This window comes from Paenibacillus sp. 1-8, assembly GCF_056316205.1.
On record NZ_CM149995.1, the window covers coordinates 258,136 to 283,296 of the forward strand.

General features: G+C 43.8%; 21 protein-coding genes and 4 pseudogenes. 15 read left to right on the forward strand and 10 right to left on the reverse strand.

All coding sequences use genetic code 11. The features are described from left to right. Positions 1-7: 7 nt before the first annotated feature. A complete protein-coding gene (locus AC0WRU_RS01170) occupies positions 8-1,234 on the reverse strand; it encodes an MFS transporter (RefSeq protein WP_476126894.1) in 1,227 nt (408 codons plus the stop codon). Positions 1,235-1,463: 229 nt separating this feature from the next. Between AC0WRU_RS01170 and AC0WRU_RS01175 the strand changes: the two genes are divergently transcribed. The 7 genes and pseudogenes from AC0WRU_RS01175 to AC0WRU_RS01205 all read left to right on the forward strand — a co-directional run bounded on the left by AC0WRU_RS01175 (position 1,464) and on the right by AC0WRU_RS01205 (position 6,195). Next, positions 1,464-2,042 carry a TetR/AcrR family transcriptional regulator gene (locus tag AC0WRU_RS01175; protein ID WP_476126895.1) on the forward strand — a complete coding sequence of 193 codons (579 nt, stop codon included), beginning with the start codon at positions 1,464-1,466 and terminating at the stop codon, positions 2,040-2,042. Continuing rightward, a pseudogene (locus AC0WRU_RS01180) lies at positions 2,038-2,187 on the forward strand (aldo/keto reductase); the annotation flags it as partial. The gene AC0WRU_RS01175 and the pseudogene AC0WRU_RS01180, both read left to right, overlap by 5 nt. 220 nt (positions 2,188-2,407) lie before the next feature. Then, positions 2,408-3,064 (forward strand): PspA/IM30 family protein, encoded by a 657-nt coding sequence (locus AC0WRU_RS01185; RefSeq protein ID WP_476128526.1) that lies wholly within the window; start codon positions 2,408-2,410, stop codon positions 3,062-3,064. Between the two features lie 26 nt (positions 3,065-3,090). Then, a complete protein-coding gene (locus AC0WRU_RS01190; protein WP_476126896.1) occupies positions 3,091-4,125 on the forward strand; it encodes a TFIIB-type zinc ribbon-containing protein in 1,035 nt (344 codons plus the stop codon). Further along, a complete protein-coding gene (locus AC0WRU_RS01195) occupies positions 4,122-4,913 on the forward strand; it encodes a TPM domain-containing protein (RefSeq protein ID WP_476126898.1) in 792 nt (263 codons plus the stop codon). The genes AC0WRU_RS01190 and AC0WRU_RS01195 overlap by 4 nt, the downstream gene beginning before the upstream one ends. Positions 4,914-4,932: 19 nt before the next feature. Continuing rightward, a complete protein-coding gene (locus tag AC0WRU_RS01200; RefSeq protein ID WP_476128527.1) occupies positions 4,933-5,925 on the forward strand; it encodes an SPFH domain-containing protein in 993 nt (330 codons plus the stop codon). A gap of 138 nt (positions 5,926-6,063) precedes the next feature. Further along, positions 6,064-6,195, forward strand: coding sequence for a hypothetical protein (locus AC0WRU_RS01205; RefSeq protein WP_476128528.1), 132 nt, complete (start codon positions 6,064-6,066; stop codon positions 6,193-6,195). Between the two features lie 435 nt (positions 6,196-6,630). Here the strand turns inward: AC0WRU_RS01205 and AC0WRU_RS01210 are convergent, their stop codons facing one another. Both AC0WRU_RS01210 and AC0WRU_RS01215 read right to left on the reverse strand, forming a co-directional pair. Then, positions 6,631-8,031: a phytase gene (locus tag AC0WRU_RS01210; RefSeq protein ID WP_476126899.1), complete on the reverse strand. Its 1,401-nt coding sequence runs from the start codon at positions 8,029-8,031 to the stop codon at positions 6,631-6,633. Between the two features lie 113 nt (positions 8,032-8,144). Continuing rightward, a pseudogene (locus AC0WRU_RS01215) lies at positions 8,145-8,312 on the reverse strand (helix-turn-helix domain-containing protein); the annotation flags it as partial. 134 nt (positions 8,313-8,446) lie between these two features. On the opposite strand from AC0WRU_RS01215, the pseudogene AC0WRU_RS01220 reads away from it, so the two are divergent. Next, positions 8,447-8,695, forward strand: a pseudogene (locus tag AC0WRU_RS01220) (MFS transporter); the annotation flags it as partial. A gap of 163 nt (positions 8,696-8,858) precedes the next feature. Next, entirely contained in the window at positions 8,859-10,250 is a 1,392-nt protein-coding gene (locus AC0WRU_RS01225; RefSeq protein WP_476126900.1) for an MATE family efflux transporter, read from the forward strand. Positions 10,251-10,336: 86 nt separating this feature from the next. Here the strand turns inward: AC0WRU_RS01225 and AC0WRU_RS01230 are convergent, their stop codons facing one another. After that, complete coding sequence (locus AC0WRU_RS01230; RefSeq protein ID WP_476126901.1) at positions 10,337-11,326, reverse strand: zinc-binding dehydrogenase; 990 nt, start codon at positions 11,324-11,326, stop codon at positions 10,337-10,339. A 135-nt stretch (positions 11,327-11,461) separates the two neighbouring features. Here AC0WRU_RS01230 and AC0WRU_RS01235 point away from each other — a divergent pair, with 135 nt between their 5' ends. The 3 genes and pseudogenes from AC0WRU_RS01235 to AC0WRU_RS01245 all read left to right on the forward strand — a co-directional run. Further along, positions 11,462-12,340, forward strand: coding sequence for a LysR family transcriptional regulator (locus AC0WRU_RS01235; RefSeq protein WP_476126902.1), 879 nt, complete (start codon positions 11,462-11,464; stop codon positions 12,338-12,340). A 35-nt stretch (positions 12,341-12,375) separates the two neighbouring features. Further along, positions 12,376-13,458, forward strand: coding sequence for an RDD family protein (locus tag AC0WRU_RS01240; protein WP_476128529.1), 1,083 nt, complete (start codon positions 12,376-12,378; stop codon positions 13,456-13,458). Positions 13,459-14,107: 649 nt separating this feature from the next. Then, positions 14,108-14,527 (forward strand): annotated as a pseudogene (locus tag AC0WRU_RS01245) (reverse transcriptase domain-containing protein); the annotation flags it as partial. A 179-nt stretch (positions 14,528-14,706) separates the two neighbouring features. Here AC0WRU_RS01245 and AC0WRU_RS01250 read toward each other — a convergent pair. From AC0WRU_RS01250 to AC0WRU_RS01265, 4 genes are read right to left on the reverse strand one after another with little or no spacing between them, the layout of a single operon-like run. Continuing rightward, positions 14,707-15,162: a PTS sugar transporter subunit IIA gene (locus tag AC0WRU_RS01250; RefSeq protein ID WP_476126903.1), complete on the reverse strand. Its 456-nt coding sequence runs from the start codon at positions 15,160-15,162 to the stop codon at positions 14,707-14,709. 20 nt (positions 15,163-15,182) lie between these two features. Further along, on the reverse strand, positions 15,183-15,479 hold the full coding sequence (locus tag AC0WRU_RS01255; RefSeq protein ID WP_025686081.1) for a PTS sugar transporter subunit IIB: 297 nt from the start codon (positions 15,477-15,479) through the stop codon (positions 15,183-15,185). Positions 15,480-15,503: 24 nt separating this feature from the next. Further along, on the reverse strand, positions 15,504-16,865 hold the full coding sequence (locus AC0WRU_RS01260; RefSeq protein ID WP_476126904.1) for a PTS galactitol transporter subunit IIC: 1,362 nt from the start codon (positions 16,863-16,865) through the stop codon (positions 15,504-15,506). A 59-nt stretch (positions 16,866-16,924) separates the two neighbouring features. After that, the gene (locus AC0WRU_RS01265; RefSeq protein ID WP_476126905.1) at positions 16,925-17,446 is read right to left on the reverse strand and encodes an RpiB/LacA/LacB family sugar-phosphate isomerase; all 522 of its coding nucleotides are present in this window, start codon (positions 17,444-17,446) and stop codon (positions 16,925-16,927) included. A gap of 178 nt (positions 17,447-17,624) precedes the next feature. On the opposite strand from AC0WRU_RS01265, the gene hxlB reads away from it, so the two are divergent. From hxlB to AC0WRU_RS01280, 3 genes are all read left to right on the forward strand, one after another. Then, on the forward strand, positions 17,625-18,182 hold the full coding sequence (hxlB, locus tag AC0WRU_RS01270) for a 6-phospho-3-hexuloisomerase (protein ID WP_476126906.1): 558 nt from the start codon (positions 17,625-17,627) through the stop codon (positions 18,180-18,182). 34 nt (positions 18,183-18,216) lie between these two features. Next, a complete protein-coding gene (locus tag AC0WRU_RS01275) occupies positions 18,217-18,972 on the forward strand; it encodes a DeoR/GlpR family DNA-binding transcription regulator (RefSeq protein ID WP_476126907.1) in 756 nt (251 codons plus the stop codon). Between the two features lie 763 nt (positions 18,973-19,735). Further along, positions 19,736-20,278: a GNAT family N-acetyltransferase gene (locus AC0WRU_RS01280; protein WP_476126908.1), complete on the forward strand. Its 543-nt coding sequence runs from the start codon at positions 19,736-19,738 to the stop codon at positions 20,276-20,278. A 159-nt stretch (positions 20,279-20,437) separates the two neighbouring features. Here the strand turns inward: AC0WRU_RS01280 and AC0WRU_RS01285 are convergent, their stop codons facing one another. Further along, positions 20,438-21,661, reverse strand: a complete 1,224-nt coding sequence (locus AC0WRU_RS01285) for an IS110 family RNA-guided transposase (RefSeq protein WP_025684813.1) — start codon at positions 21,659-21,661, stop codon at positions 20,438-20,440. A 421-nt stretch (positions 21,662-22,082) separates the two neighbouring features. Continuing rightward, complete coding sequence (lacZ, locus tag AC0WRU_RS01290; protein ID WP_476126909.1) at positions 22,083-25,133, reverse strand: beta-galactosidase, LacZ type; 3,051 nt, start codon at positions 25,131-25,133, stop codon at positions 22,083-22,085. Positions 25,134-25,161: the final 28 nt, after the last annotated feature.

Sequence of the window (25,161 nt, forward strand, 5' to 3'; positions counted from 1 at the left end):
TGTATGGTTATTCTGCCGAAGGTTTCTTTTGTACGTCTCCATTCGTTTCTTTTTCAGTGAAAAAGTAAAGCAAAGCTAGCAACGGCAGCGCGACTCCAATGAGAGCACTGAAATTCCAACCTCCTTGCGCATAAGACCAACCGCCTAATGATGATCCAATGGCACCGCCTACGAAAAAAATAGACATGAAGAGTCCGTTCAGACGCCCCCTCGCCTCACTTCCCAAGGAATAAATCACACGCTGCCCAAGTACAAGATTTCCCGATACGGCCATATCCAGTGTAATCGCTGAAACAAAGAGCAGTACGAGAGCTACGGTTGAATGGTTTTGAAAAAGATAGATTAGCAAAAAAGACAAGGCGGCAATGATCATGGCAAGCCCGGTTAAGAATTTACTCCAGCCTTTATCAGCCAATCTCCCGGCAATTGGAGCTGCTACTGCGCCGCCCACGCCAACTAAAGCAAACAATGCAATACCTTGCTGGGACATTCCGAAATCGTCCGCCAATCGTAGAGGAACAACAGTCCAAAATAGGCTAAAGGCTCCAAATAGACAGGCTTGATATAGGGCACGGCGGCGCAATACGGGCGTTTGTTTTAAAAGAGTGCCTAGAGAGAAAATTAATTTGCCGTAAGATACCGTAGGCGCAGGCTTACGTTCAGGAAGAGCACGCGAGAGCAGAACCGTCAACAGCGTCACAACAATTGCTGACAAAATAAATACGGCCTGCCACCCCCAGATGCTGGTTATAAAGCTTGCCACCGGTCGTGCGAACATAATTCCTAGCAACAGTCCGCTCATTACATTCCCAACAACCCGGCCTCGCTGCTCTTCAGACGCTAAATAGGTGGCATACGGCACCAGGATTTGGGCTACCACAGATCCGATTCCAATGAACAGAGATGCGGTCAGGAACAACGACGCATTGGGGGCGAATGCTGCTGCGAGCAATGCACCGACTGTAATGATTAGCGATACGACCATGAGGCGTCGATTTTCAATAATGTCACTGAGCGGTACGATAAACAGCAATCCCACGACATAACCGATTTGAGTTAAAGTAACAATGAATCCCGCTGCTGTGGAAGAAAGGCCCATAGCAACATGGATCGGTCCTACCAGGGTTTGAGCATAATAAAGATTGGCAACGATCAGGCCGCATGCGGCTGCCAACAGAAACATCATCCCATTTGAAATACGGTTACTTCCTATTGCTTGTTGTTCTCTTTGCATGATAATCCTCCTTATGATTGTTTGGTGATTGTGCAACAACACTTCTTCATTCAATGCTACCGGAAAATAAATACTGAACGTATAGTTCATTAATTCGATAATTAAATAATATACTGAACGTTTGGTTTTGTAAATAGGTAAATTCGTTTTATTTTTACTTGTCATTTGATATACTGAACGTACAGTTTATTTTATAGTTATTTATACCTATCAGGAAGGTGGCATTCCAGTGCAGAGTAAACGAGGACGCCCGCGTAATGTCGAGACGCAAAAGTCTATCCTTAACGCTTCATATGATTTACTGTTGGAGCATGGCTTTGGAGCGGTTACGGTAGAAAAAATTGCTGAACGAGCTAAAGTTAGCAAAGCGACCATTTATAAATGGTGGCCTAACAAGGCTGCCGTGGTGATGGACGGCTTTCTGTCAGCTACCATAGCGAGATTGCCTGTGCCGAACACGGGTTGTGTATTAGATGATATTCTCATTCATGCCACGAATTTAGTACGGTTCTTAATAAGTCGAGAAGGTAAAATCATTACGGAGTTAATAGGTGAAGGGCAGCTTGATTCAGGATTATCGGAGGCATACCGGACCCGATATTTTCATCCTCGGCGGCTCGAGGCCAGGCTCCTTTTGGAGCGGGGGATGGAGCGCGGGGAATTGAAGAAAAATCTCGATATTGAATTAAGTATAGATCTCATTTACGGACCGATTTTTTATCGATTGCTGGTAACCGGTTATCCATTAGACGATTCCTATGTGCAACAATTAGTCATGAATGCGTTCGAAGGAATTCGCTCGGACTGAATCGCGGAGTCCTCTGGGCCGTGGTCATAGCATGCTAGAGAATGAAGAGATTGGGAAAATTGCTGCCGCCCATAGAAAAACCATTACACAAACGATTTTACGTTGGCATATCCAACTGGGCGCGATCCCAATCCCGAAGGCATCTGATATAGGGGCAGGACCCCAAAACTATGAAGAATTATAAAGCGGAAGGATAGACTCTTCTCCATTTGATGAGCCCACTCAGCGAGCGGGCTTTTTATGTTTCATGAGTTAGATTGTAGATGGATTGTAGGCCAAACACTCAAATGTCAAGGAAATGAACCCTTTTTTCCAGATTTGATGTATTATATGGTGGAATGTAATCTTTTCGAAGGGAGACCATGATGGGGATTCTGTCGAGATTTAGGGATATTATGAAAATGAATGTTAACGCCTTATTGGATAAGGTGGAGGATCCGGAGAAGACGATTGATGATTATATGCGGAACCTGAACATCGACCTGGGCAGGGTGAAGGCGGAGACAGCTTCAGTGTTGGCGGATGAGCGAAGAGCGAAAAGAGCTTTGGATGAATGCAGAGCCGAGATCAAAAAGCTTCAGAATTATGCTATGAAGGCAGTGGAAGCTGGCAATGACGAGAACGCTCGAAAGTTTCTGAAGAGAAAGGCAACGCAGGTGGAGAAACTGGAACAATTCGAAACCGCTTATGACTTGGCTTCATCAAACGCCGAAAATATGAAACAAATGCAGGATAAACTGGTGTCCGATATGGACCAATTGGAAGCACGGCGCATCAAACTAAAAGGGAAAATGGCGGTTGCCAAAGTACAGCAATCATTGAACGCCATGAGCGGCCAGGATTCCGTATTCGAAGCTATGGAAGAGAAGGTTAACAGGGCATATGATGAAGCAATGGCTATAGCCGAGCTTAGAGCAGGGACGCAGGACGATCTGGATGATTTATTCGTACAATATGAGAAAAGCACGAATGCAGAAGATGAATTGGCTGCGATCAAAGAAAAACTGAACGATCAGAAATAACAGTTCTTTATGATAGAGGTGAGCAGATGCCGGTTATCGAATATAAATGCCCAAACTGCGGCAGTGGCATGGTCTTTGACAGTGAAACAGGAATGTTATCCTGTCATAGTTGCGGAAGAAAGGACAATATCGAGTATTTTCCAGATCCTCTGACGAATCATGTTTTTCTAGAAGACGAGGCTCAGGAGTACCATTGTACCAGCTGCGGAGCAGTTATTATGACCGAAGTGGAGACAAGCGCGACGGTTTGCAGCTTTTGCGGATCAGCGGTTGTGCTCGGCGAACGACTGACCGGGGAGTTGGCTCCGGCGCAGGTCATTCCTTTTTCGATCAGTAAGGAAGAAGCAATACAAGCATTCCGAAAATGGTGCAAGAATGGCCGTCTGACGCCAAATCGGTTCATGACAGCAGACCGAATCAAGGGAATCACCGGGATGTATGTGCCCTTCTGGTTATATGATCTACATAATAAAATTGAAGTTCATGGTCAGGGTACCAAGGTAAGAACCTATACGAGCGGCGACTATGAGTATACGGAAACGCAGCATTTTGATGTATATCGGAAAATCCGTCTGAATTATGTAAAGGTTCCGATTGATGCCGCGGAGAAAATGAATGACGAGCTGATGGATAAATTGGAGCCTTTCCCCTACGAACAGCTAAAAAGCTTTAAAACCCCGTATCTCGCCGGCTACATTGCGGAGAAATACAGTTATAATGACGAGGAACTCTTCCCGCGAGTAAAAGAAAAAGTGAAGGAATATATTGATGCTTACATTCAGTCTTCGGTGTCAGAATATACTGCTGTGGACTATACGGATAAGCAAATAGACACAACACGAAAAAATGCCGACTATGTCCTGCTCCCAGTATGGGTAATACACTATGACTACAATAGATTGGAGCATACGTTTGCCATGAACGGTCAGACGGGCAAGGTAGTCGGCAAGCCTCCGATTAGCAAGGTCAAAGTGACTGCCTGGTTTGCAGGCATTTTCGGCATTACTCTCTTTTCATTGAGGTTAATCACTTGGTTGATGATGGGAGGGGGATTCTATTGAGAAAATATAGAGCCATTATAGCCGTTTTGTTGTTCTTTGCTGTTTTTGTGGCGGTTCCTATGGAAATGAAGGGCGAACCAGCAACGTCAGAAATGAAGCCCTTGATTTATGATGAAGCGGGTCTGCTCAATCAAGAAGAGTATAATGTGTTGAACGCTATGGCTAATCAATATGGAGCGGAAAGAGAAACGGACATTATTATTTATACTACCCTCAATCCCGACAATATGGATGTTATGAAAATGACGCAGGACTTTTATGATGATCATGGGCCTGGGTATGACAGATCTCATGGGAACGCGGTCATTTTAACGATGGATATGAGAAATAGAGAGGTGTACTTGGCCGGATTTTATAAGGCAGAACGGTATCTGGATGATGACAGACTAGATAAAATACGTGACGAGATTAGCCCGGATTTGACGAACGGCAACTATGGGCTGGCATTTCAAAAGTATATTCTGAGCGCGCACAGATATTTGGCAATCCGTCCAGGGGTGAATCCAGACAGTATATTTTTTAAAGGCTGGCTTCATTTGGCGGTTGCACTGGGATTGGCGGCGATTATCGTGGGCAAGATGGTTTCCAATTCCGGTGGCCGAGTTACGGTAAATCGGCAAACCTACGAGGATGCGGGCAATTCAGGGATTCTGGAGCATCGGGACCAGTACCTTCACACCACGACAACGAAACGGAAGATTGAAAAGAGCAGCAGCAGTAGCGGCTCAAGCGGGGGCGGAACCACCAGCGGCGGTCATTCGCATAGTGGCAGCAGAGGATCATTTTAACGGAAGGGATGGATGCAGAATGGGATTCTTCAGAAACCAATTTGCGAATGTGGTAGAGTGGGAAGAATTTAGAGATGATATGATTTTTTGGAAATGGAGCAACCGGGAGATTAAAAAAGGAAGCAAATTAATGATCCGCTCCGGTCAAGACGCGGTTTTCGTTAATAACGGCAAGATTGAAGGGATTTTCGAGAATGAAGGATCTTACAATATAGATTCTGAGATTATCCCGTTTCTGTCCACGCTAAAAGGGTTTAAATTCGGCTTTAACAGTGGTATGAGGGTGGAAGTTTTATTCGTCAATACGAAGGAGTTTACCGTCAAATGGGGGACACAAAATCCGGTTTTGATCCCGACTCCCCAGCTTCCGGGCGGTATGCCTATTCGTGCGAATGGCACGTTTAATTTTAAGGTGGACGATTATGTTACGCTCATAGATAAGGTTGCCGGGATGAAAGACAGCTATCTGGTGGAGGATGTTAAAATCCGGATTACTTCTGTGCTGGATCAGTTGTTAATGAAGTGGATCAGCAGAGAAGGGAAGGACATGTTTAATCTGCAAGCGAATGCTTCCGATATTTCCAAAGGCATTCAAGAAGATCTGGATATGCAAGTGATGGACAACGGGATGACGATTACAGGCTTTCACGTGATGAGCTTCAATTATCCTCAAGAAATTCAGGATATGATTACGAAGACGGCTTCTCATGAAATGATCGGTAATTTGCAAAAGTATCAACAGGTCACGATGACGGACGGTATTGCATCTGGCAACGTAAAAGGCGGCGGTGCTGCTTCGGACATGGCGAGTATGATGATGGGGATGAATATAGCAAATGAAATGATGAAAAATTTGAACCCCAACCAAAAGCCTCCTGCCGAGACTCAACCGGAATCTGAATCTGCTGCTCCTTCTCCTACTGGAGACCATAAAAAGCCCAATTTCTGTCCTAACTGCGGCGTGAAAAACGAAGGAGCTAACTTCTGTCCGAATTGTGGTCAGAAACTTTGAACGTGTAACCCCTGAGGTCGGTTTATTGACTAGCTGAACATAAATTTGTTTAATACTGAATAAGTGATTAGTCCAAGGAGCGAATTTATTGTGGGTAAAAGACTCATGCAGTCCCATAGCATATTCCCAACGAATGATATGGAGAAGACATCTGAGTTTTACAGCCGATATTTAGGGTTTAGGGCTGTGTCATATTTGGAAGCAGAAGAGCCACATATTTGTTTGTATCGTGATGATACGGAAATTATATTGACTAAATCTTTGAGGTAGCCAGGGTAAAAATTGTACGCTCTTTGTCGAATACAGATTATAACAATAAAGAATTTGTTATTGAGGATGTAGATGGTCGGTGGATTGGCTTTGGAATTAAAGAAAGCAGTTCATCAATTGAGTGAAAATTCACCCTAACAAGGATTGATCCATCTGAGAAGCCGCTCATTGAGCGGTTTTTTTGTCACTAGACGGGGTTGCTTCCGGCGCGATAACACCAACAATCTCCAATGCTAGCGGCAGAGCGGCTTTGACGCTTGCAGGAGGTCCTAATGGTACATCGTATATACAGCTTAGTAGGGTAATGATGGTGGAACCTTTTCCTGCTTAAAAACAAAAAAAGGGGTGTCCCAAGCAGCCGTTTTATGGCTTATGGGGCACTCCCTTTTTTCTATAAATAGAGTCAGAATGTTGAGTTGATTTCCCCGACAGGCATTACTTCGTGCTTCTGTTCACCAATTCACGCGGGTTGATGCCGTCGTCTATCGTTAGCGGTGTGCGCGCACCCTTGGCGATCTGCTCCCAAGGCACCATTTTAAAATTCTGATTCAGCTTTTTGCCGTTTTGAAGATTTTCGTCATCTTGTGCAACGAAGATACCATGAGGGAAGTTCTTGCCTAATCCATAGCCAAGAACATCAATGCCGTCTGTAACAGAGGTCCCGTCGACTGTAGGGCTGGCGTTGATCGTAAAGTTGCTAATATAAGCGTTGTCGCCTTGTCGTTCATAGAGTGCGTAACTGCTGTTTCCCTGACTGGAGGCGATGAGATACCCCTTGCCGTCTTTGCCGTAATACAATGTAAGCCCCTCTATATCATCTTGAAGTCTGCGTCCGTCTGCAACATCCACACGTCGTAGCGGCTCGGAAGAACCGTCTGGCTCGGCATCATATTTCCAAATGGCGTGATCCTCTTCGGCGATGTAAACCGTGCCATATTCATCATCAGCCACCATTCCTTCAGATTGCGTAGCAAGCTTGAACTGGCGGACAAGCTTACCAGCTATTTTGCCATTTCCGTTGTCAGTCAGCTCATATTGTTCAAATTCACCCTCCTTGCCCAAAACGAGCGCATAAAACTTGTCTGTCTTGAGGCTATGGTACAGGCTGAACCCATATACTTCTTTCATAGATGATTTAATAGGCTGGTCAACCACGTTTGTTAACGTTCCTGATACTCCGTCAATGGCAAAGATATCAACGGTGTTGTTGGTGCGATTGGTTGCTCCTGCAATATCAATCTTTTTGCCGCCCAGTGTAAAACCGTAACGGATATCCACGTTGTTCATTTTGCCGACTTTATAGTTCTGTAATTGCTTGCCTTGCAGATCATAGACCAGAATTCCGCCGCCTTTATTGGTCGCTATAAGTCTGCTTTTCTCCGGGTCCGCCGGATTGAGCCAGATAGCAGGGTCGTCGGCCGCGTCATCTCCATCCTCCACTGCTTCTGTCTCAGCAGTAGGGGTAACCTTGTAGGTAGGAACTGCATCTTTGGGATCAGTATATTTGCTGTTTTCTGTCTCAAGCGTGGCAAGCAGCTTTGCCGGAAGATATAAATTCCCGCCGACCATCTTGATTTCCCGATCTGCTTCTCCGGTTTGGCCTGCCAGACGATAGGTCTTCTCACCGACGGTAAAGGTGCCGACAATGCCATTTTTCAGCTTGACCGCAGCAGACTTGTCGTCACTCTCCCATGTAATGACCGCTCCCATTTTTTCCGCCTGTGTTCGCAGCGGTGCATACCCGGATGACTGAACGTCTGCCGCCTTGGTTATTTCAGCAGGTGATATCAAAGCCCCGGCCAAGACTGTCAACAGGGCTAGTTTGGTTGTCTTCATATGTATACCCCTTTTCACGATGTAAAATCTATAGCTGACTCAGTATAAAGGGGCAATATAACGGGAGTATGTTAAAAATGTAAAGGAGATGTAATGCCTGTACATTTTTCGATTCAATGAGCCGGCTTCCAATATTGTTGCCTATAGTTTTTCGGGGACATACCGAATTTTTGTTTAAAGCATTTGGAGAAATAGCTTGCTTGGGAGAATCCTGTTTCTACTGTGATTTGTTGGACGGACCAGTCGGTTTGCAGTAGGAGACTGCGTCCTTGATCCAGACGGGAAACGGTTTTTCTACGTGAATCCACTGGAGGTTAATCCTTTTCAAAAATCCAGAAAAGATCAGGAGCATGTAAAAACAGAACGGCAAAAATGGTTCTTCTGCGCCTGCGGACCTGACCTTTTTGATTCATGTATTTTGGCTGCACTGGGTCAGGTCGTGATTTTAATGGGAAGTACGGACTTAACCCTCATTATTATCGGTTGGATTATTGGTGTTTTAGGATCAGGCTTTGCATGCTCCCCTACTGCGTTGTCTGGCATTCAGTTCAGCTTTATCTGGCTACCGTTTATCATCTTCCTGAGCGGCATCATTCCTATGTTTTTGAATAAAAAATTCGAAAAGAATGAAGCATCCATTCAACAGGATTTAAAATGTGAGTAAAACCATTGACAGGATTTTCTTTTGGAGGGATACTTCTATGTAGAGAAAAGTGTACAGAATCAAGAACTAGATACATCTAGCCTTGCAACTTTATACATTTTTTCGCCATGGAAGCTCTTCTGTTGAAGGGTTTTTTTCAATTTGATAAAAAGAATGTGATGATATGAGTCAACTGAGTGTAAGGATGAGAACACATGGCTTTCTGAATAGGCATTTTTCGGGAGAGTCTATTGATTATCGACAGATTATTGCTTTATTTATTCCTCTATTGATCGATCAGGCTTTTATTGTGGGTCTTAATTTGGTGAATACGGCAATGATCAGTTCATCGGGTATGGCGGCGGTCAGCGCGGTGAATATGATTGATTCCCTGAATATTTTCTTGATTAATGTATTTGTCGCTGTGTCTACCGGGGGAACGGTTGTCGTGGCACAGTATAAGGGGAGCGGTAACGACCTTATGGTCTCTAAAGCCGCATCCGGCACCATTTCCTCCGTTTCCTTGCTGGCCTTGGCTATCAGTCTGTTTATGATCGTGTTGTACAATCCGATCTTAAGTGTTCTGTTTGGCTCCGCCTCGGCTGATGTATTAGCTAACGGTAAGGTGTATCTGCTGGGAAGCTGTATGTCTTTCGTGGGGATTGCGATCGTTGAGGCGGTGTGTGGAGCGCTGAGGGGGATCGGGAAGACGAGGGCATCGCTGGCTCTTTCTCTCATCATGAACCTCTCGTACGTGCTTTTAAATGTAATATTCATTAATGTATTGGACATGGGTGTGCTGGGCATGACGATTGCCGTAAATGTGTCCAGATATGCAGGGGCAGTCTGCGCGTTGATCTATTTGGTCAGGGTAGATGACGACTTGCGTGTTCAGCTTAGAGATATGCTTTATTTTAATCTAGCCATGCTTAAAAAGATTCTGTTCATCGGACTTCCTTTTGCAGCGGAACAGATGTTTTTCAATGGGGGTAAAATTTTAACCCAAATTTTCATTGTGAGCCTGGGAACAAATGCGTTGGCGACGAATGCCATCTGCTCATCACTGGCTAACGTGTTCCAAATTCCTGCGAATGCCTTGGCTCTTACGATTGTGACTGTAGTCGGTCAATGTATGGGTCGTCGAAATGTCGAGGATGCCCGCAAGTTTACCAAATCGTTTATTTGGCTAGCATCTTCTTCTTTTATTGTAATGGGATTAATTCTGATGCCTTTGTTCAAGCCAATGGTGGGTCTGTTTCATCCGCCTGCTGAAATCGTAGATGACATTTTCATTGTCATATTGATTAATACGTTGGCCCAGATTCCGCTCTGGTCCATTGCCTTTATTACACCCTCTGCGCTTAGGGCAGCAGGTGATTCGAAATTTACGTCCCTCACCTCGATGCTGTCCATGTGGTTGTGCAGGGTGGTGCTTGGGTATATTTTGGGCATTGTGTTCAATCTGGGGATTGTTGGTGTCTGGCTGGCTATGGATATTGAATGGGGCGTGCGGGGGATCGTTTTCCTTTGGCGCTTCCGTGGCAACAAATGGGTCCAGCATCGTTTGATCGACTGAATAGGTCCACTACCATAAAATTGACTTCTGGATGAAGGCATTTTATAGTAGTGGATTTTTTTTCTTCCTGTACTTCGTTCAGGCTCTTACTTCATCCTGATCCCTATATTACCTAACTGTGCTCCCTGCTGCATACGGTGGAAGGCTTGTGCCGTGTCTTGTAAAGGGAATACGCTATCTATAATTGGATGGAGTGCATGGCGCTCCATGAATTGAAGCATATCTGCGAATTCCTCGCCGCTGCCCATGGAGGTGCCGATGATGCTGATTTGAGGGAAAAATATAGACCGCAGCGGAATCTCTATTCGATCTCCTGAGCTTGCGCCAAATGTAACGATTCGACCGTTCGGTTTGAGGATTTCCATGTATTTGTCGAACGTAGCAGGGCCGATACTGTCAAGGATCAGATCCACGGCGTCTCCGTTTACACTTTCTTTCCAATCGCCATGGCTGTCAAATGCATGATTTGCGCCATGGGCGAGGGCAGCTTGTCTTTTCGCTTCGCTACGTGATGTGACGCTGACCCGTGCGCCCGCCGCTAAAGCCATAAGCATGGCATACGTGGCTACACCGCCGCCAATACCGGGAATGAGGACATGCTCACCCTGCTGTAATTGGCCTCTGGTAAAGAGAGCGCGGTAAGCGGTCAAGGCAGACAAAGGTAGCACCCCTGCTTCGTCCCAAGATAGGTAAGCTGGCTTGCGGACGGCATTTTGGACGGGGATGATAACCGATTCAGCGAATGTCCCGTCTGAAGGTCCGCCCAGAATGGCTGGAACCAAGGGAATGTGGTGTGTATGCTCCCATCCGATACATGGATTAATGATTACATCGGTGCCTACCAGCGAGATTGGGACGCCATCGCCCACAGCCTCGATCACGCCTGCGCCATCCGACCCGAGAATGAGTGGAGCATCGTTGGCGGTTCGATCCGCCATGAGGAATAGATCTCGATGATTCAATCCTGCGGCTTGGAGCCTTACCTTCACTTCGTCGTGCCCCGGCTGTCTGTCCGTAACTTCTTTATACATAAGGCCCTCAATGCTTTTTTTGCTGGCATGTATCATGGCTTTCATTGTAAAACCTCCCGTGGTTCGAATTGAGATGCATTTGCATGTATATTGAATTGTACAGAGCGATAAGCATCCGGTAAAATGAACAAAATCGAACGTGAGTATCATAAATGATCATACCAAGCAGGTGACGTATATATGGAAAGCAGTGATTTAAAAATATTTCAGGCTGTTGCTCGCGAAGGCAGTATCACGAAGGCTGCGCAGGTATTGAACTATGTACAGTCCAATGTGACCTCCCGGATTCAGCAGCTTGAGGCACAATTGAACGTACCGCTTTTTCGTCGATCTAATCGCGGAATGACGCTAACGCCGGCAGGAGAGAATCTGTTGGGATATGCGGATACAATCCTGACCTTGCTGGACGAGGCTGTAAAGTCCACTCAATATTCGGACCATCCTACGGGACCTTTGCGATTGGGCTCGATTGAGACAGCGGCGGTCACGCATTTGACTTCATTATTGGGGGAATACCACTCACAATACCCGGATGTCCAACTATCCCTTTTGACAGGCGGCACGCATGATCTCGTACAAAAGGTATTGAATTATGAATTAGATGGAGCCTTCGTCTATGGGCCTGTCGATGATCCGCATATAGACCATGTTGCGGCCTATGAGGAGGAATTGGTGCTTATCTCGGAACCTGGGAACAAGAACATGGGCGAGCTGCTTGCCAAGCCTATGCTGTTTTTCGACGTGGGCTGCACACATCGGGCAAGAGCGGAAAGTTTTTTGAGCGAAACAGGTATTAATGCCTATCAGATTATGGAATTTGGAACATTGGAAGTGATTCTGGGTGGTGTAGCTTCTGGTCTGGGAGTGTCCATGCTGCCACAATCCTCGATTGCGAAGGCGGAGGAAACGGGAAGTATTGCTTCACATCGTCTGCCTGAAAAATATCAGAAATTGGAGGTGTGGTTTGTTCATCGGCGGGATTCCGTTTGCTCCAGTGCACTGTCAGGCTTGCTTCACTGGATGAAAAGGAATGCTATACTGAATGAGGATTTAATTTGACATTAGAGGTGTATGATTTGGAAGAACATGATTTAATGAAACATCCATCCACCGTAGTACCGGATGAGCATGTAGTCAATGGGAGCTATATTCGACCCGAGCCGGACAGGATGGCTGTGTTATCAGCAACATACGGAGCTTCTATTTTTTTCAGAAGATGGGCTGCCTGGATGATTGACTTCATCCTTATCGTTTTTGGATATGGAGGACTGGTTTATTTTGCAGCGAAAAAGTTAGCTGCTGCCGAAAGTCCCAATATCGTTATGGTTGTGGGTATCTTCCTGATCGGCTCCTTCTGCTATTATCTCTTACTGGAAGGACTTACAGGCTACACGCTGGGCAAATATCTTCTTCGTATTCAAGTTGTGAATGGGGAAGGAAGCTCGCCGGGCATGGTTAAATCGTTGATCCGCACCGCCATACATCTGGTGGATACGAATCCGCTGCTTTTCTGGGGATTACCTGCAGGTATATGTGTGCTGGCGACACCCAAAAAACAACGGCTGGGTGATATGGCTGCGGGTACATATGTTGTAAAGGTACGGGATCTGAGAGCTGTGGGAAGAAAGAAAACCGGGATTTTTGCAGGGGCAATCATCCTGATGACGATCATTTCGGCCATCTTTGCTGTATCCCTTATTTCTTCTCTCATCACACAAGTAACCAAGCCCGACGTTTTTGTCAGTAAGGACAATCAGTTTGAAGTTACGGCTCCGTGGAGCTGGTCACGGGATTATACGATTAATGAGGATGCGGATATCTCCATTAAAAATGAATTTACAGAAAGATACTTGATTGTATTGTCTGAACCGAAAAGCGATTTCGACAGCAGTATGACTCTTCAAGAGTATAAACAGATCATTCAGGGCCATATAGAATCAGGGCTTACAACCCCTGAATCGGGAAAGGCTTCCAACATCGTGGTAAACGGCTATCCTGCTATTGAATTTACATTAAAAGGAGAAGTGGAAGATACTCCAGTTATGTATAACGTGACTACGATAGAAACTCCTTCGCATTATCACCAAGTGCTTGCCTGGACGTACGCTTCCCGATATGGTCGATCACAGCAAGAGTTGCGCAAGATTAGAAACAGTTTTCGTGAAGTTAAGCATTAGGCTTTACCTATGATGTTAAGCTATACAGCGCGCAGTAAGCAGAAAAAGCAGACTGCTCACAGGAGCGTCTGCTTTTCTTGTAGTACGCCCAGCATGGGCGTCATCTCTAGGGTGAAAGTCCCGAACGGGGGCTGGCGAACGCCTACCGTTAGCCAAGAGCAAGGGTGTCCATCGCGAGGTGGAATCTGAAGGAAGCTGGGGGCAAATGCACGAGCCAAGGTACACGAACTGGATCTGAGGGAGGGTTAGCCGGATGAGTTGCCAACACACAACGAAATCCAAAGTCGCCAAGGGCTACCTTTGTAAACTCCAGTGGCTGCAGGCAGAAAGATGACGATCTTATCTGGGGAGGCCTGCGGAATACGCGAAGTAACTTCGTAACCAGAGTCGAAAGGCTCTGTTGAATCCGCAGGAGTCAGCAGAGGCCATAGTATGTGAGTACGGGACGCCGGAAAGCGGAAGGGCCGAACCGAAAGGAGAGAGGAAACCGAAGCGTTTGCACGAAGAGCAACGACAGCAGAATATCCCGAAAGGGAGCTCACGGCAAAGGGATACGGTGAAGCTGGAAGAGTATGCCGGAGCGCCGAGTTCTTCGTCGGCACAAATCGCCCCTTCCTCTCGCGAAGACCAGAGCGACCTGCTGGAGCGAATGCTCGAAGGAAAGAACCCTCGACTCGGGTATAAGCGAGTCGTCCAGAACGGAGGAGTCCCTGGTGTGGATGGTGTAACCGTAGCCGAGCTACAAGCTTACCTGAAAACACACTGGGAAACGGTGAAGTCCGAACTCCTCGAAGGAACCTACAGACCTATGCCTGTCAAACGAGTGGAAATCCCCAAATCCAGAGGCGGCGTGAGGCTGCTGGACATCCCGACCGTAATGGACCGATTTCTCCAGCAAGCGCTTCTGCAAGTGATGAACCCGATCTTCGATCCTTATTTCTCCGGATACAGCTACGGCTTCAGACCGGGAAAACGAGCACACGACGCGGTGAAGCAAGCGCAACCTCATATCCAAACCGGCCTAAGATGGGTCGTGGATATAGACCTTGAAAAATTCTTTGACGGGGTGTTGTTAATTGATTTACTTTGGAATACAGGTTACTTTTCTAATTTCCGTAATAGAATTTTTATTCAATTTAATTTTTTAAAGACCGTATAAAAAAAGCTTCAAAAGATTAAAAACATCCTTTGAAGCTTTTGAATATTACTCATACATTTTTAAAGTTAGAAAGTTCATCAAAAGCAAAGTTATTCGTTAAGTTTTTTTAGTACATATTGAGGGACGGATGCTTGATCTAATGTTAAACAATTATCAATAAATTCTTTCTCCTGAAATAATGAGATTAATTTTTTTAACATTCTCACATGTATTTTTCCTGAAGAAAGAGCCATATTAAAAATTAAATTACAAGAGATTTTTTCGTCAGGATCTTCCATTTTACCAAAAGATACTGGGGTTTTTGTTCGAACAATACTAATACTATTAAATAATACGTTTTCAGAATTACTATGGGGCATTGCTATAGTAGATCCGTTAGGTAAAGAAAGTCCGGTTGGAAATAATTTTTCCCTGTCTACACATGCTTTAATAAAATCTGTTTTTACAGCATTATGCGTTACTAAAACTTCTCCAGCCTTTTTTATAGCATCAATATCGTTAAAAGCGTCTTGCTCTGTAAAGTATATTTCCAATTCCAGTTCCATGTATTACACCCACCTCTTCCTTACGATAGCTCTTTTCTTATTGCTTCTAAAACTTCATCTTCACCTATTCCTGTCAAAAGTCCAATACCAATGATTACTTTTGTAGTGATATTTTCATTGTCAATTTTTGTGGATGATACAACTAAATCTTTACTGTTTATCTTCTCAGCTGAAGCGTCTCCACGTAGGTCAATAAGGGAAGCCTTTTCAATTTCAGCGTCAATATTTACTTCTTTAAAATAGTCCTCCAGCATAGAAACCATAATTGATGAAGATGCAATTCCATTTCCACATACTACTAGTACTTTCTTACGCATAAAAATCACCTTTTCCTTATAGTATTATACGGATTTTACTGCATTAGTTTTATTTCTTTTTCTTTTTAATAGGTAACCAATCGAAATAAGAAGTAATCCTATTAGGATGAATCCAATTACACCTACATTTGTTGTTGCGGCGAATAGACCTGTAAAAGGATTAGCAGAAGGATTTAATGATGAGTACATAACTCCATCATGTCCACCTGCTCCGAACTTCAGAAATACTTCTGTAGTTGGCTTAGCCATCCATGTTGAAATATATAGTCCTCCACCAAAACAAATAGTAGCAGCAAGCCATGTACGGATAATATTCCCTTTAAAAACTGGAACCATACATGCTATGAAAAAAACGAATTGTGATAAATCACCCAGTGGCATTACTGTATTACCAGGTAAAATAACTGCTAAAATAAGCATAGTTGGAATTAATAATAATGCTGGTGCAATTACCGAGGGATGTCCAATAATTAAAGCAGTATCCATCCCCACTGTAATTTTTCTATCTGGAAATTTTTTGACTAACTTTTTACGGGCTGCTTTTGATAACGGTACTAAGCCCTCCATCATGATAGATGTCATTTTTGGAAGTAAAAGCATTACTGCGGCAATATACATTCCTAATTGTAAGCTTGAAATAATTGTTTTGTATGGATCGCTCCACCCAAATCCAAATAGACCAAGTACAACACCGATAAAAAAGCCTACAATAGTTGGATCTCCTAGAATACCAAATCTCTTCTGAATAGTTTCTGAAGTAACATTAAGTTTATTAAATCCAGGAATTCGATCAAACAACCAATTAAATGGATAAGCAAAAATAAGATAGGTATTCGCTACTGGATGAGAAATGGAAACGCCTTCTGGTAAATCGAAATATTCCTCATTATTTTTTGCTCCTAAGTCGGCAGCAATAAGTGCCCATACATGAAATAGACCTGCAGTCAGTATGCCATATAAAAGGCTGCCGGAAAATGCAGCAACAATAGCTCCCATAGAAGCATTCTGATGTAAATTAAATAAATCAACATTCACACAATCAATTAAACGTAAGAATAACATTATTATGTTAATCGCGAAACATAATGGGATTACTATAGCACCCAAATCAGAGCCAAACCCCATAACTGCAGTAGCAGCCCCACCTACATCAATCGTATTTAATGATGAACCAGTATTTTCAGCTAATCCTTTAATAGCTGGCTGCATTTTGTCTAACATTAAATTGATTGTCATTGTTAAGCCAATAAATCCAATACCAACTTTCATAGCTGACGCTATGCATTCAGAGAGAGGTCTTCCGAACAATAACATTACTATTAAAAATACGAATGGAATAAAGATAAAGTTACCAAGATCATTTATAAAGTGAGTGATGATATCCATAGTAGTGGTTTACTAGATTCAAATATCTAGTTTTCCTCCTTTTATTTTTATTCTCATAATTAGTTATCTGGTCTGAATCCCATATTCCAAGCAACATAATTTGGTTTTTGCAAAAGTTTATTATCATTTATTTCGGCTGCTTGCAGATTTTTTTTTGAATTTTCTTTTGCCGTAGAAAAATCGAAAGCGTTATCATACCAAGCATCTAAAATCATCTTAGTATACTCTAAACTGTTGACGTTACAACCAAGTCCAATAATCTGAGCATTATTACTCAATCTTGCTCTTTTTGCCGAATAAGGATTTGTAACTGCGACGGCTCTAATGCCCCAATGCTTGTTGGCTTGGCAAGTGAATCCAATTCCTGTACCACAAATATAAATTCCCAATCTAAAATGATCTTTTTGTAATAGTGTTGCCATTTCATCAGCTAATTCCGCAAAGGTATTCATTCCTTGCTCTTTCGTCTTTACAGGGTCAAAGACAATCTCTGCATTTTTTTCGGTCAATAAATACTCCTTAATTTCCTCCTTTCTGTTGAAACCTATATCATCACAAGCAATAGCAATTTTAGTAGACACCTTTAAAACCCCCTCGTTTTGTATGCGCTTTACTTTGCATACCAATAATATAATTGGTTTTGGTTGGTTGTCAATATTTATTTATGTATAAAATATTTATAAATAAGGCTTATTGACACCAACTAAAACCAATTGTATTCTTACTTTAAGAAAAAAATATAAACATGGAGTGGCTAAAATGAATAAAATTAAAGAAAATCTAGATATTATTATGAGTGAATTGAAAGAAAATAATTCCCGAAATAATGAAATTAAGTTAGATACTTTATTGGAAGATCTTTTGAAATCAAAAAAAATTTTTTTATGCGGTGCAGGTAGATCTCAGTTAATGATTCGAGCATTTGCTATGAGATTGATGCAACTAGGATTAAACGCATATGTTGTTGGAGATACTACAACACCTCATAGTAAACCAGGTGATTTATTAGTTATAGCTTCTGGATCTGGGGAAACTAGTTGCTTGATTTCTATAGCTAACTCAGCAAAAAGAAATAATTTAAAACTTGCCTTGTTTACAACTAACATAAATTCTAAACTTGCAAATTTAGCAGACTACTCAATTAATATTTCTGCACCAAATAAATCACTTGACGATAAGAGCGTTTCATTCCAGCCTTTAGGTACTTTATTTGAACAAAAAAGTCTTCTAATGTATGATGTAATTGTTATAGAATTAATGAATTTATTAAATGTAGGATCACAATATATGAGTCAGAATCATGCTGATTTAGAGTAACAAGTGAATTAAAAAGATAGAAAGGAATGTGCTAATGTTATTGATGGATGAAAGAAGAAATCTAATATTAGAAGAATTAGTTAGTAATGAAACTGTATACGTCAGCGAGCTTGCAAATAAACACTCTGTTTCATATGAAACCATTAGAAAAGATTTAACTTATTTAGAAAAGAAAGGATTGCTTGTAAAAAGCCATGGCGGTGCAACATTGAAACATAATGCTATCGAGCATTCTTTTCAAACTCGACAAGAAGAAAATATAGAATTAAAAAAAAGGATTTCTAAAAAAGCATTATCCTTAATTCAAGAAAACTCTTCATTAATTATTGGAACAGGAAGTACAACACTTGAATTAGCAAAACTATTATCTTTAAAATCAGGATATAAGATTTTTACTGATTCGCTTCCTGTAGCTAGTGTTTTGATAAAATCAAGAAATCAAGTTTTTTTATTTGGTGGTCAATTAAGAGAAAAAAGTTCTTCCGTTTATGGTGGGTGGACAATTGAAGCTATCAAGCAAATACAAGTAGACATGTGCTTTTTGGGGACTGATGGATTTAGTAATCTAAGTGGACCTTCAAGCCCATCATCTTCAGATGCTTTTGTAGATAAAGAAATAATTAGGCATTCAAAAAAAAGATATGTATTAGGGGATTATACTAAATTTAACAGAAGTAGTTTGTATAAAATATGTGATTGGTCTGAGATAACTGCTTTAGTAACAAATAATGGTGCAAATGAACAAGAAATCGAGAAAGTTAAACATTCAACTAATGTTTTTCTTTCATAACTAGAATAAAAAGGGGAGTGGACAAACTTACATCAAAATCAAAGGAAAGTTTCACTATTTATATGCACGATTGACTCAGCTAGTGTGATGTTATATATCTGGTTAAATATAATTGATCTTAGAGAATAACTCCTCAGTGTTATCTTTCCTTAAAACTTCTTGAAATCTTTCTTCGTGCGTTGTCATATAGTGTAATCCTCCTTTTTATTCTATCCAATTAAAGAGTGGTACTTCCATTTTGCTAGCAGCCAATATTGAAATATGTTCCTCTTCCAATATCCAATTTATTTATTTTAACGCAAATCCTTCTTTTTCAGTTTTAATTTCATTTACTTCTCTTACGAGATAGATTGCTTTTTGTCTTCGATTTTAATTTTGGCACTAAATAAGGGTATCCTTATTTAGTGTATCAATAAGTGTATTTAATATATCCATTTGTCTTTCTGGGGTACCATCAGGAAAATGCGGATTCACAACGTTAAGAAAGTATTAATATGCTCCCCCAAAGGGTCTCTTTTTCATGTACATCCTTATATTTTGCTAGAGAAATAGCTTGTCAGCCTGTAATTCTGTAATCTTATGTAAGAGTTTGAAAGGGAGAAAGCTGTATATTTTTGATAGATAAAAGAGACTTGCAAAACCTTGATTTTACACGAACATATGTCAATCTTGCTACGAGCTAATCGGTCACGGCAGACTCATGCTTATTTGGAGGCTAATGGCGGGGATTCTCTCAATATCATAGTAATGAAGGATGGTGCAGATGTCGGAGCAGCGTGTATACGTCCGGTTCTCTGAGGAGGCGGACGCCGCAGAATTAACAACAATGTACAAGCGCAATCGGGAGTTGTTTGAGAAGTTTTCGCCAAGCAATCTAGAGGAGTACTATACGGAGGAGCACCAGATCCAGAAGATTATTACGAGCAAGGCCGACATGATGGAGGATCGGAGATATTCCTTCGTGGTATGCCACAAGGAGGACGACCGGATTATAGGCAGCATAGGGCTATCTTTTGTGGTGAGGGGACCGCTTCAGAGCTGTATGATCGGATTCGACCTAGACCAAGCTTATAACGGCAAGGGCTATATGACGGAGGCGGTAAAGCAGGTGGTGCGTTACGCTTTCGATGAGCTAAAGTTTCACCGGATCGTCGGGGAAGCCTCTCCTCGGAATCCAGGATCAATCCATGTGCTTGAGAAGGCTGGCTTTCACAAAGAAGGCATCTCTCGAAGCAACGTAAAGATCAACGGAGAGTGGGAGGATCATCAGGTTCTGGCGATTATAAATCCGTCAGAGGATATCTAGTTTCCCAAAGTGAAAATAATCTATGATTTATGGCTCAACTACTATGAAAATTTATTGCACCAAAGTGTGGAAAAAGGCAGCATTAAAGAAGACGCAGCTCGTTCGTTTTTTTTAAAAGGGGAGAGCGCCTGAATAGCTTTTTATTGTAGCTTATATAGATCAGGAGCCTTCTGGTTTAGTGATGGTAATGGAGTAGCCTAGCCCTTCAAGTCTGCGTAAAGCATGTCGCACAATGGACTGTTCCCTTTGCTTATTGAAGTAGTCTTCCCCTAGATCAACATACATTTCTTTACGAGTTAGAAGGTAATAGGAGATTCTCAACATGGCATGAGCGACTACAATTCCTGCTCGTTTCCTTCCTTTTCGCGCTGCTGTACGCCTATACAGTGCGCCAAGGTAATTCTTAGATCCTTTTACGGAATGAGCAGCTTCGGTTAAGCCTGATCTCAAATATTTATTGCCCTTTTTGGTTTTAGCCGATTTCCTTTTGCCCGCACTTTCGTTATGGCCAGGAACAAGTCCTGCCCAGGAACACATATGAGCTGCGCTTGGAAACTGGTTTTTAATATCTGTACCGATTTCAGCCAGGATTTGTTCGGCCATTCGTATTGATATGCCTGGAATTGAGTCTAATCGTTCGATATCTTCTTGGTAAGGATTTACTCGCCGTGCAACTTCTTGATCCAGCATATCAATTTGTTGAGTTAGAAAGTCGATGTGAGTTAGAATGGTTTTTATCATTAGGCGTTGGTGGGGACTTACGTATCCTTGGAGGGCAAGTTCGAGTTCATCTTTTTTTCGTTTTAGTGTTCGAAGGGCCATGTTGGCCAGTTGCCCAGGATCATCTATACCTTCAGCAATCGCATAAAGCATTTTTTTAGAGGAAACTCCCATAATATCTGAGACAACGGAACCAAGCTTAATATTAGCTCCCTCTAATACTTTTTGGATTCGATTATGCTGTCTGGCACGTTCTTCGATGATACTCCGGCGATAACGAACAAGCTCTCTTAACTCACGTTGATTACGGTCTGGAATGAAACTGGCTTTAATCAGTCCGTGGCGAAGGAGTTGGCAAATCCATTCTGCATCTTTAACATCGGTTTTGCGTCCAGGCACAGCTTTCATATGCTGGGCATTAACAACCAGAAATTCGATCTCTTCAGCCTCAATTAAATTTACAATAGGTTTCCAATAAACACTTGTGCTTTCCATGGCGACATGAGTACAGCTGTGCTCCTTAATCCAGTCCACTAACTTAAGAAGAAATACAGTTTTAGTTGAAAATGTTTGAATCTCCTTTCCTTCAGGTGTCATGATGCATGCAGTAATATTGTCTTTATGGACATCCATACCGCACGCCCGTTCAATAATTACATCCATGCCATTCAACCTTCCTACGGCATCATGATTGGAGACTGGTGCAACAACCAGAATAGGATTAATCTACTATGAGTGCTTCCCAGTGGGAGCAACATTCAGTGGTGCACCGTGGTCGTTGGAGTCAGACTAACGGATGGGCTCTAATCGCACCATAGTTCATCGACCTTCCTCTCCCAGCCGTACTTCCAGTATAAAATACCAAGCAAAAATTTTCATTCTCTGTGGTGCAGCGCTGATTTTGCGCTACATGATTGGCTAACGGGATACGTTAGTTGAATGACAACAGTGGCAGTCTAAGACTTTATTTTCACTGGACAGCTATTTGAATTACAAAAGCCCTTCCGATGCTCCTCTCGTGGGAAGCCGGAAGGGCTTAGCTTGTTGCATAATGATGATCCTGATATCTATGCGGTGAACTTATTTATACCCTTTGCACGGTAAACTCAAATTCCAGCTTTTGATCGGCTGCAATTTGGTATTCCTCGTGTACCGGAGCACCCCAGCTATCGTCGCCGCCGACACCCATTTGCTTGCCAGCCACCGTGACGACGGTGTAGTAGACGTTTGGCAGCTCATACTGATGGTATGCATTTTCCAGTTCAAATGCCGTATACGGTGAAATGTTGCATTCCACAGGCGCGGTTGCCGGTGCAGTAATGCGAATACCTCGCTGAGAATCGTCGGTAATATCGACACGGCGTACGCCTGTACGGTTACCGGATTCCTGTGGCACGACATAACCGGATACGTTATCCGCTGCTTCGTTGCGGAATACACCGAGTCTTGCCCCGAAGGCACGGTCGATATAGTTTTCCTCCGGTCCCATGGCGTACCAGTCCAGATGGCGGTAGTCTGCCGGAACCTTGAACGAGAGCGCAAAGATCGGCAGGTTAGGCAGCCCCGAGACGCCTTCATAAGTGGATTTCACTTTCAGGCTGCCATCGGCAAAGACGGTATATGCCACTGCTACCCGTACGTCTGCATGAATGCTCAATGTATAGCGGAACGTAACGGTTACACGGTCTGTTTGTTCTTCCGTGACTTCAATCTCCACGCATTTGCGTGTCAGACTCGCAGCAAACCAACCGCCCGCTTCAAACCCAAGCGCTACACCCCTGTCATTGTCTGTGGTTGCACGCCAGAACAACGGTGCGGGAGGAATAGCGATCATCTCGCGTCCCGCGTAGCGCAATGAAGTCAGGCTGCCTGCTCCTTTGGAGAACATGGCGCTGAAATCTGCACCATGGACGCCGATGTTAACATCTCCATGCGCGACTCGAAAGGCACCGCCCGTAGGAGCCTTTTGCGGACGGGTATCTTCCACGATGAAAATATACTGCCCAAAGGCTACTTCATATCCAGCCTCCGCCCACAGCGTAGCTTTTTTCAAGACCAAAGACGTGTGAATGACGTATTCACCAGGCGCGTCTACTCCAACCGTATCTACCAGCGTCAACGGAATATGAGCTTCTGTCTGTGCGGCTACATCCACTTGAATCACGTTCCGTGCGATTTCATAGCCTTCATGAAGGAGGCTGTATACCAGCTCGTAGTCTTCTGTTCCCTCGAACAGATTTTCATTGCGAATCGTCACGCCTGTGCGATCCGGCGTGAGCTTCAGATTTTGATACAGGAATTTGACCTCCTGCATCTTCGGTGAAACCTTCCGGTCCGCATAGACAATTCCGTCCGTACAGAAGCCATAGTCTGTCGCACGGTCGTCAAAATCGCCGCCGATCGCGAGGTACTCGCGTCCGTAGCGATCTTTTTTCATAACCGCCTGATCAATGTAGTCCCAAATAAAACCGCCCTGATACAGCTCGTATTTGTTCTCCAGCTCTGTATACTTGTGCATGCCGCCTATGGAATTACCCATCGCATGCATGTACTCACAGCTAATATACGGCTTTTGCGGATTGTCGTTCAAATACTGCTCAATATCTGCGGGTTTGGCGTACATCCGGCTCTCCATATCGCTGGTATCATCGTACATACGGTTGTGGAACACGCCTTCGTAGTGCACCAGACGGCTCGGGTCGGTGGCTCGGAAATAGTTGGCTACATTCCGCAGCACTTCACCCGCATAGGACTCATTACCGCAGGACCAGATTAGAATGGACGCATGGTTTTTGTCCCGCTCCAGCATGGAAATGGCGCGGTCCATAACGATATCCTGCCACTCCGGCAGATTGCCGGGAATGTTCCACGAAGGCTCGACTGCGCCAAGCTTTTGCCAGGAGCCGTGTGTTTCCAGATTCATTTCGTCAATCACATACACCCCGTACTCATCGCACAGCTCATACCACAGAGTCTGGTTAGGATAGTGAGAGGTGCGGACCGCGTTCATGTTGTTTTGCTTGAGGGTGCGAATATCCCATAGCATATCTTCACGCGAAATCGCACGTCCAGTGCGAGCGTTGAATTCATGGCGGTTCACGCCCTTGAAGACAATCCGCTTGCCGTTCAGATGCATCACCTTGTTGATTAGCTCAAACTTGCGGAAGCCGATCTTTTGCGGAATGACCTCGATCAGCGTTCCATCCGGTTCGTAGATTTGGATGAACAACGTGTATAGGTAAGGCTTTTCGGCGCTCCAGCGCTGGACTTGATCCAGTGTTGCCGACAGAGAAGCCTTGCCATCTGTAAAATCCGCCTTCAAAGAAGCGATAATCTGGCCTCCAGCATCTTTGACATTGACGGTCGCATAGGCGGCTACTGCTTTTTCCAAGGTCAGCTCCAGCTCCAGAAGGCCCTGCGTGTACGTGGCATCCAGATCGGCCTTGGCATGCAGATCACGTACGTGAACAGACGGGATGGTGTACAGATATACGTCTCTGAAAATACCGGAAAAACGCCAGAAATCCTGATCCTCTAGCCATGCTCCTGTACTTCTCTGATATACCTCAACCGCCAGCTTGTTTTCGCCTGCTTGCAGGAACGGTGTCAGTTCAAAATCGGACGGTGTAAAGCTGTCCTCGCTGTAGCCGACAAAGTGTCCATTCAACCATACATAGAAAGCCGATTCGACGCCTTGAAAAGAAATAAACACAGGCTGCGCGTCAGAAGCCATATGTTCCGGCAAAACAAAGCCTTTGATATAGCTCCCGACCGGGTTGTGATCTTCTGGAATATGTGGTGGGCGAACATCCGAATGTCCGTCCCACGGATACATCGTATTCACGTACTGCATTTGGCCGAAGCCTTGCGTCTGAATATGACCCGGTACCTGAATGTCGCTCCAGCCGCCGTATTCAAAATCAGGGGCATAGAACTCCGCCGGACGGCTGGATGGGTTCGTAGCATAGTTGAACTTCCAGCTACCATTCAGGCTATGACGCCAGACCATATCGCCTTGGCGCTCCGCTTCCTGAAGTGTAGCGTAATATTTATGATCGGAATAGGCGGGCAGACGATGTACTGCAAACTTGGTTACGTCGGTCAGCCAATCCAGGCTGGGGGTGTGGATGGTCAAGGCGAACACTCCTTATTTTTAAAAATAA

Excerpts from the sequence above, each read along its gene's own strand:
- AC0WRU_RS01170 (WP_476126894.1), bottom strand. The coding sequence starts at position 1,234 with ATGCAAAGAGAACAACAAGCAATAGGAAGTAACCGTATTTCAAATGGG.
- AC0WRU_RS01185 (WP_476128526.1), top strand. The coding sequence starts at position 2,408 with ATGGGGATTCTGTCGAGATTTAGGGATATTATGAAAATGAATGTTAAC.
- AC0WRU_RS01190 (WP_476126896.1), top strand. The coding sequence starts at position 3,091 with ATGCCGGTTATCGAATATAAATGCCCAAACTGCGGCAGTGGCATGGTC.
- AC0WRU_RS01200 (WP_476128527.1), top strand. The coding sequence starts at position 4,933 with ATGGGATTCTTCAGAAACCAATTTGCGAATGTGGTAGAGTGGGAAGAA.
- AC0WRU_RS01205 (WP_476128528.1), top strand. The coding sequence starts at position 6,064 with ATGGAGAAGACATCTGAGTTTTACAGCCGATATTTAGGGTTTAGGGCT.
- AC0WRU_RS01210 (WP_476126899.1), bottom strand. The coding sequence starts at position 8,031 with ATGAAGACAACCAAACTAGCCCTGTTGACAGTCTTGGCCGGGGCTTTG.
- AC0WRU_RS01225 (WP_476126900.1), top strand. The coding sequence starts at position 8,859 with ATGAGTCAACTGAGTGTAAGGATGAGAACACATGGCTTTCTGAATAGG.
- AC0WRU_RS01230 (WP_476126901.1), bottom strand. The coding sequence starts at position 11,326 with ATGAAAGCCATGATACATGCCAGCAAAAAAAGCATTGAGGGCCTTATG.
- AC0WRU_RS01235 (WP_476126902.1), top strand. The coding sequence starts at position 11,462 with ATGGAAAGCAGTGATTTAAAAATATTTCAGGCTGTTGCTCGCGAAGGC.
- AC0WRU_RS01240 (WP_476128529.1), top strand. The coding sequence starts at position 12,376 with ATGAAACATCCATCCACCGTAGTACCGGATGAGCATGTAGTCAATGGG.
- AC0WRU_RS01250 (WP_476126903.1), bottom strand. The coding sequence starts at position 15,162 with ATGGAACTGGAATTGGAAATATACTTTACAGAGCAAGACGCTTTTAAC.
- AC0WRU_RS01255 (WP_025686081.1), bottom strand. The coding sequence starts at position 15,479 with ATGCGTAAGAAAGTACTAGTAGTATGTGGAAATGGAATTGCATCTTCA.
- AC0WRU_RS01260 (WP_476126904.1), bottom strand. The coding sequence starts at position 16,865 with ATGGATATCATCACTCACTTTATAAATGATCTTGGTAACTTTATCTTT.
- hxlB (WP_476126906.1), top strand. The coding sequence starts at position 17,625 with ATGAATAAAATTAAAGAAAATCTAGATATTATTATGAGTGAATTGAAA.
- AC0WRU_RS01275 (WP_476126907.1), top strand. The coding sequence starts at position 18,217 with ATGTTATTGATGGATGAAAGAAGAAATCTAATATTAGAAGAATTAGTT.
- AC0WRU_RS01280 (WP_476126908.1), top strand. The coding sequence starts at position 19,736 with ATGTCGGAGCAGCGTGTATACGTCCGGTTCTCTGAGGAGGCGGACGCC.
- AC0WRU_RS01285 (WP_025684813.1), bottom strand. The coding sequence starts at position 21,661 with ATGGATGTAATTATTGAACGGGCGTGCGGTATGGATGTCCATAAAGAC.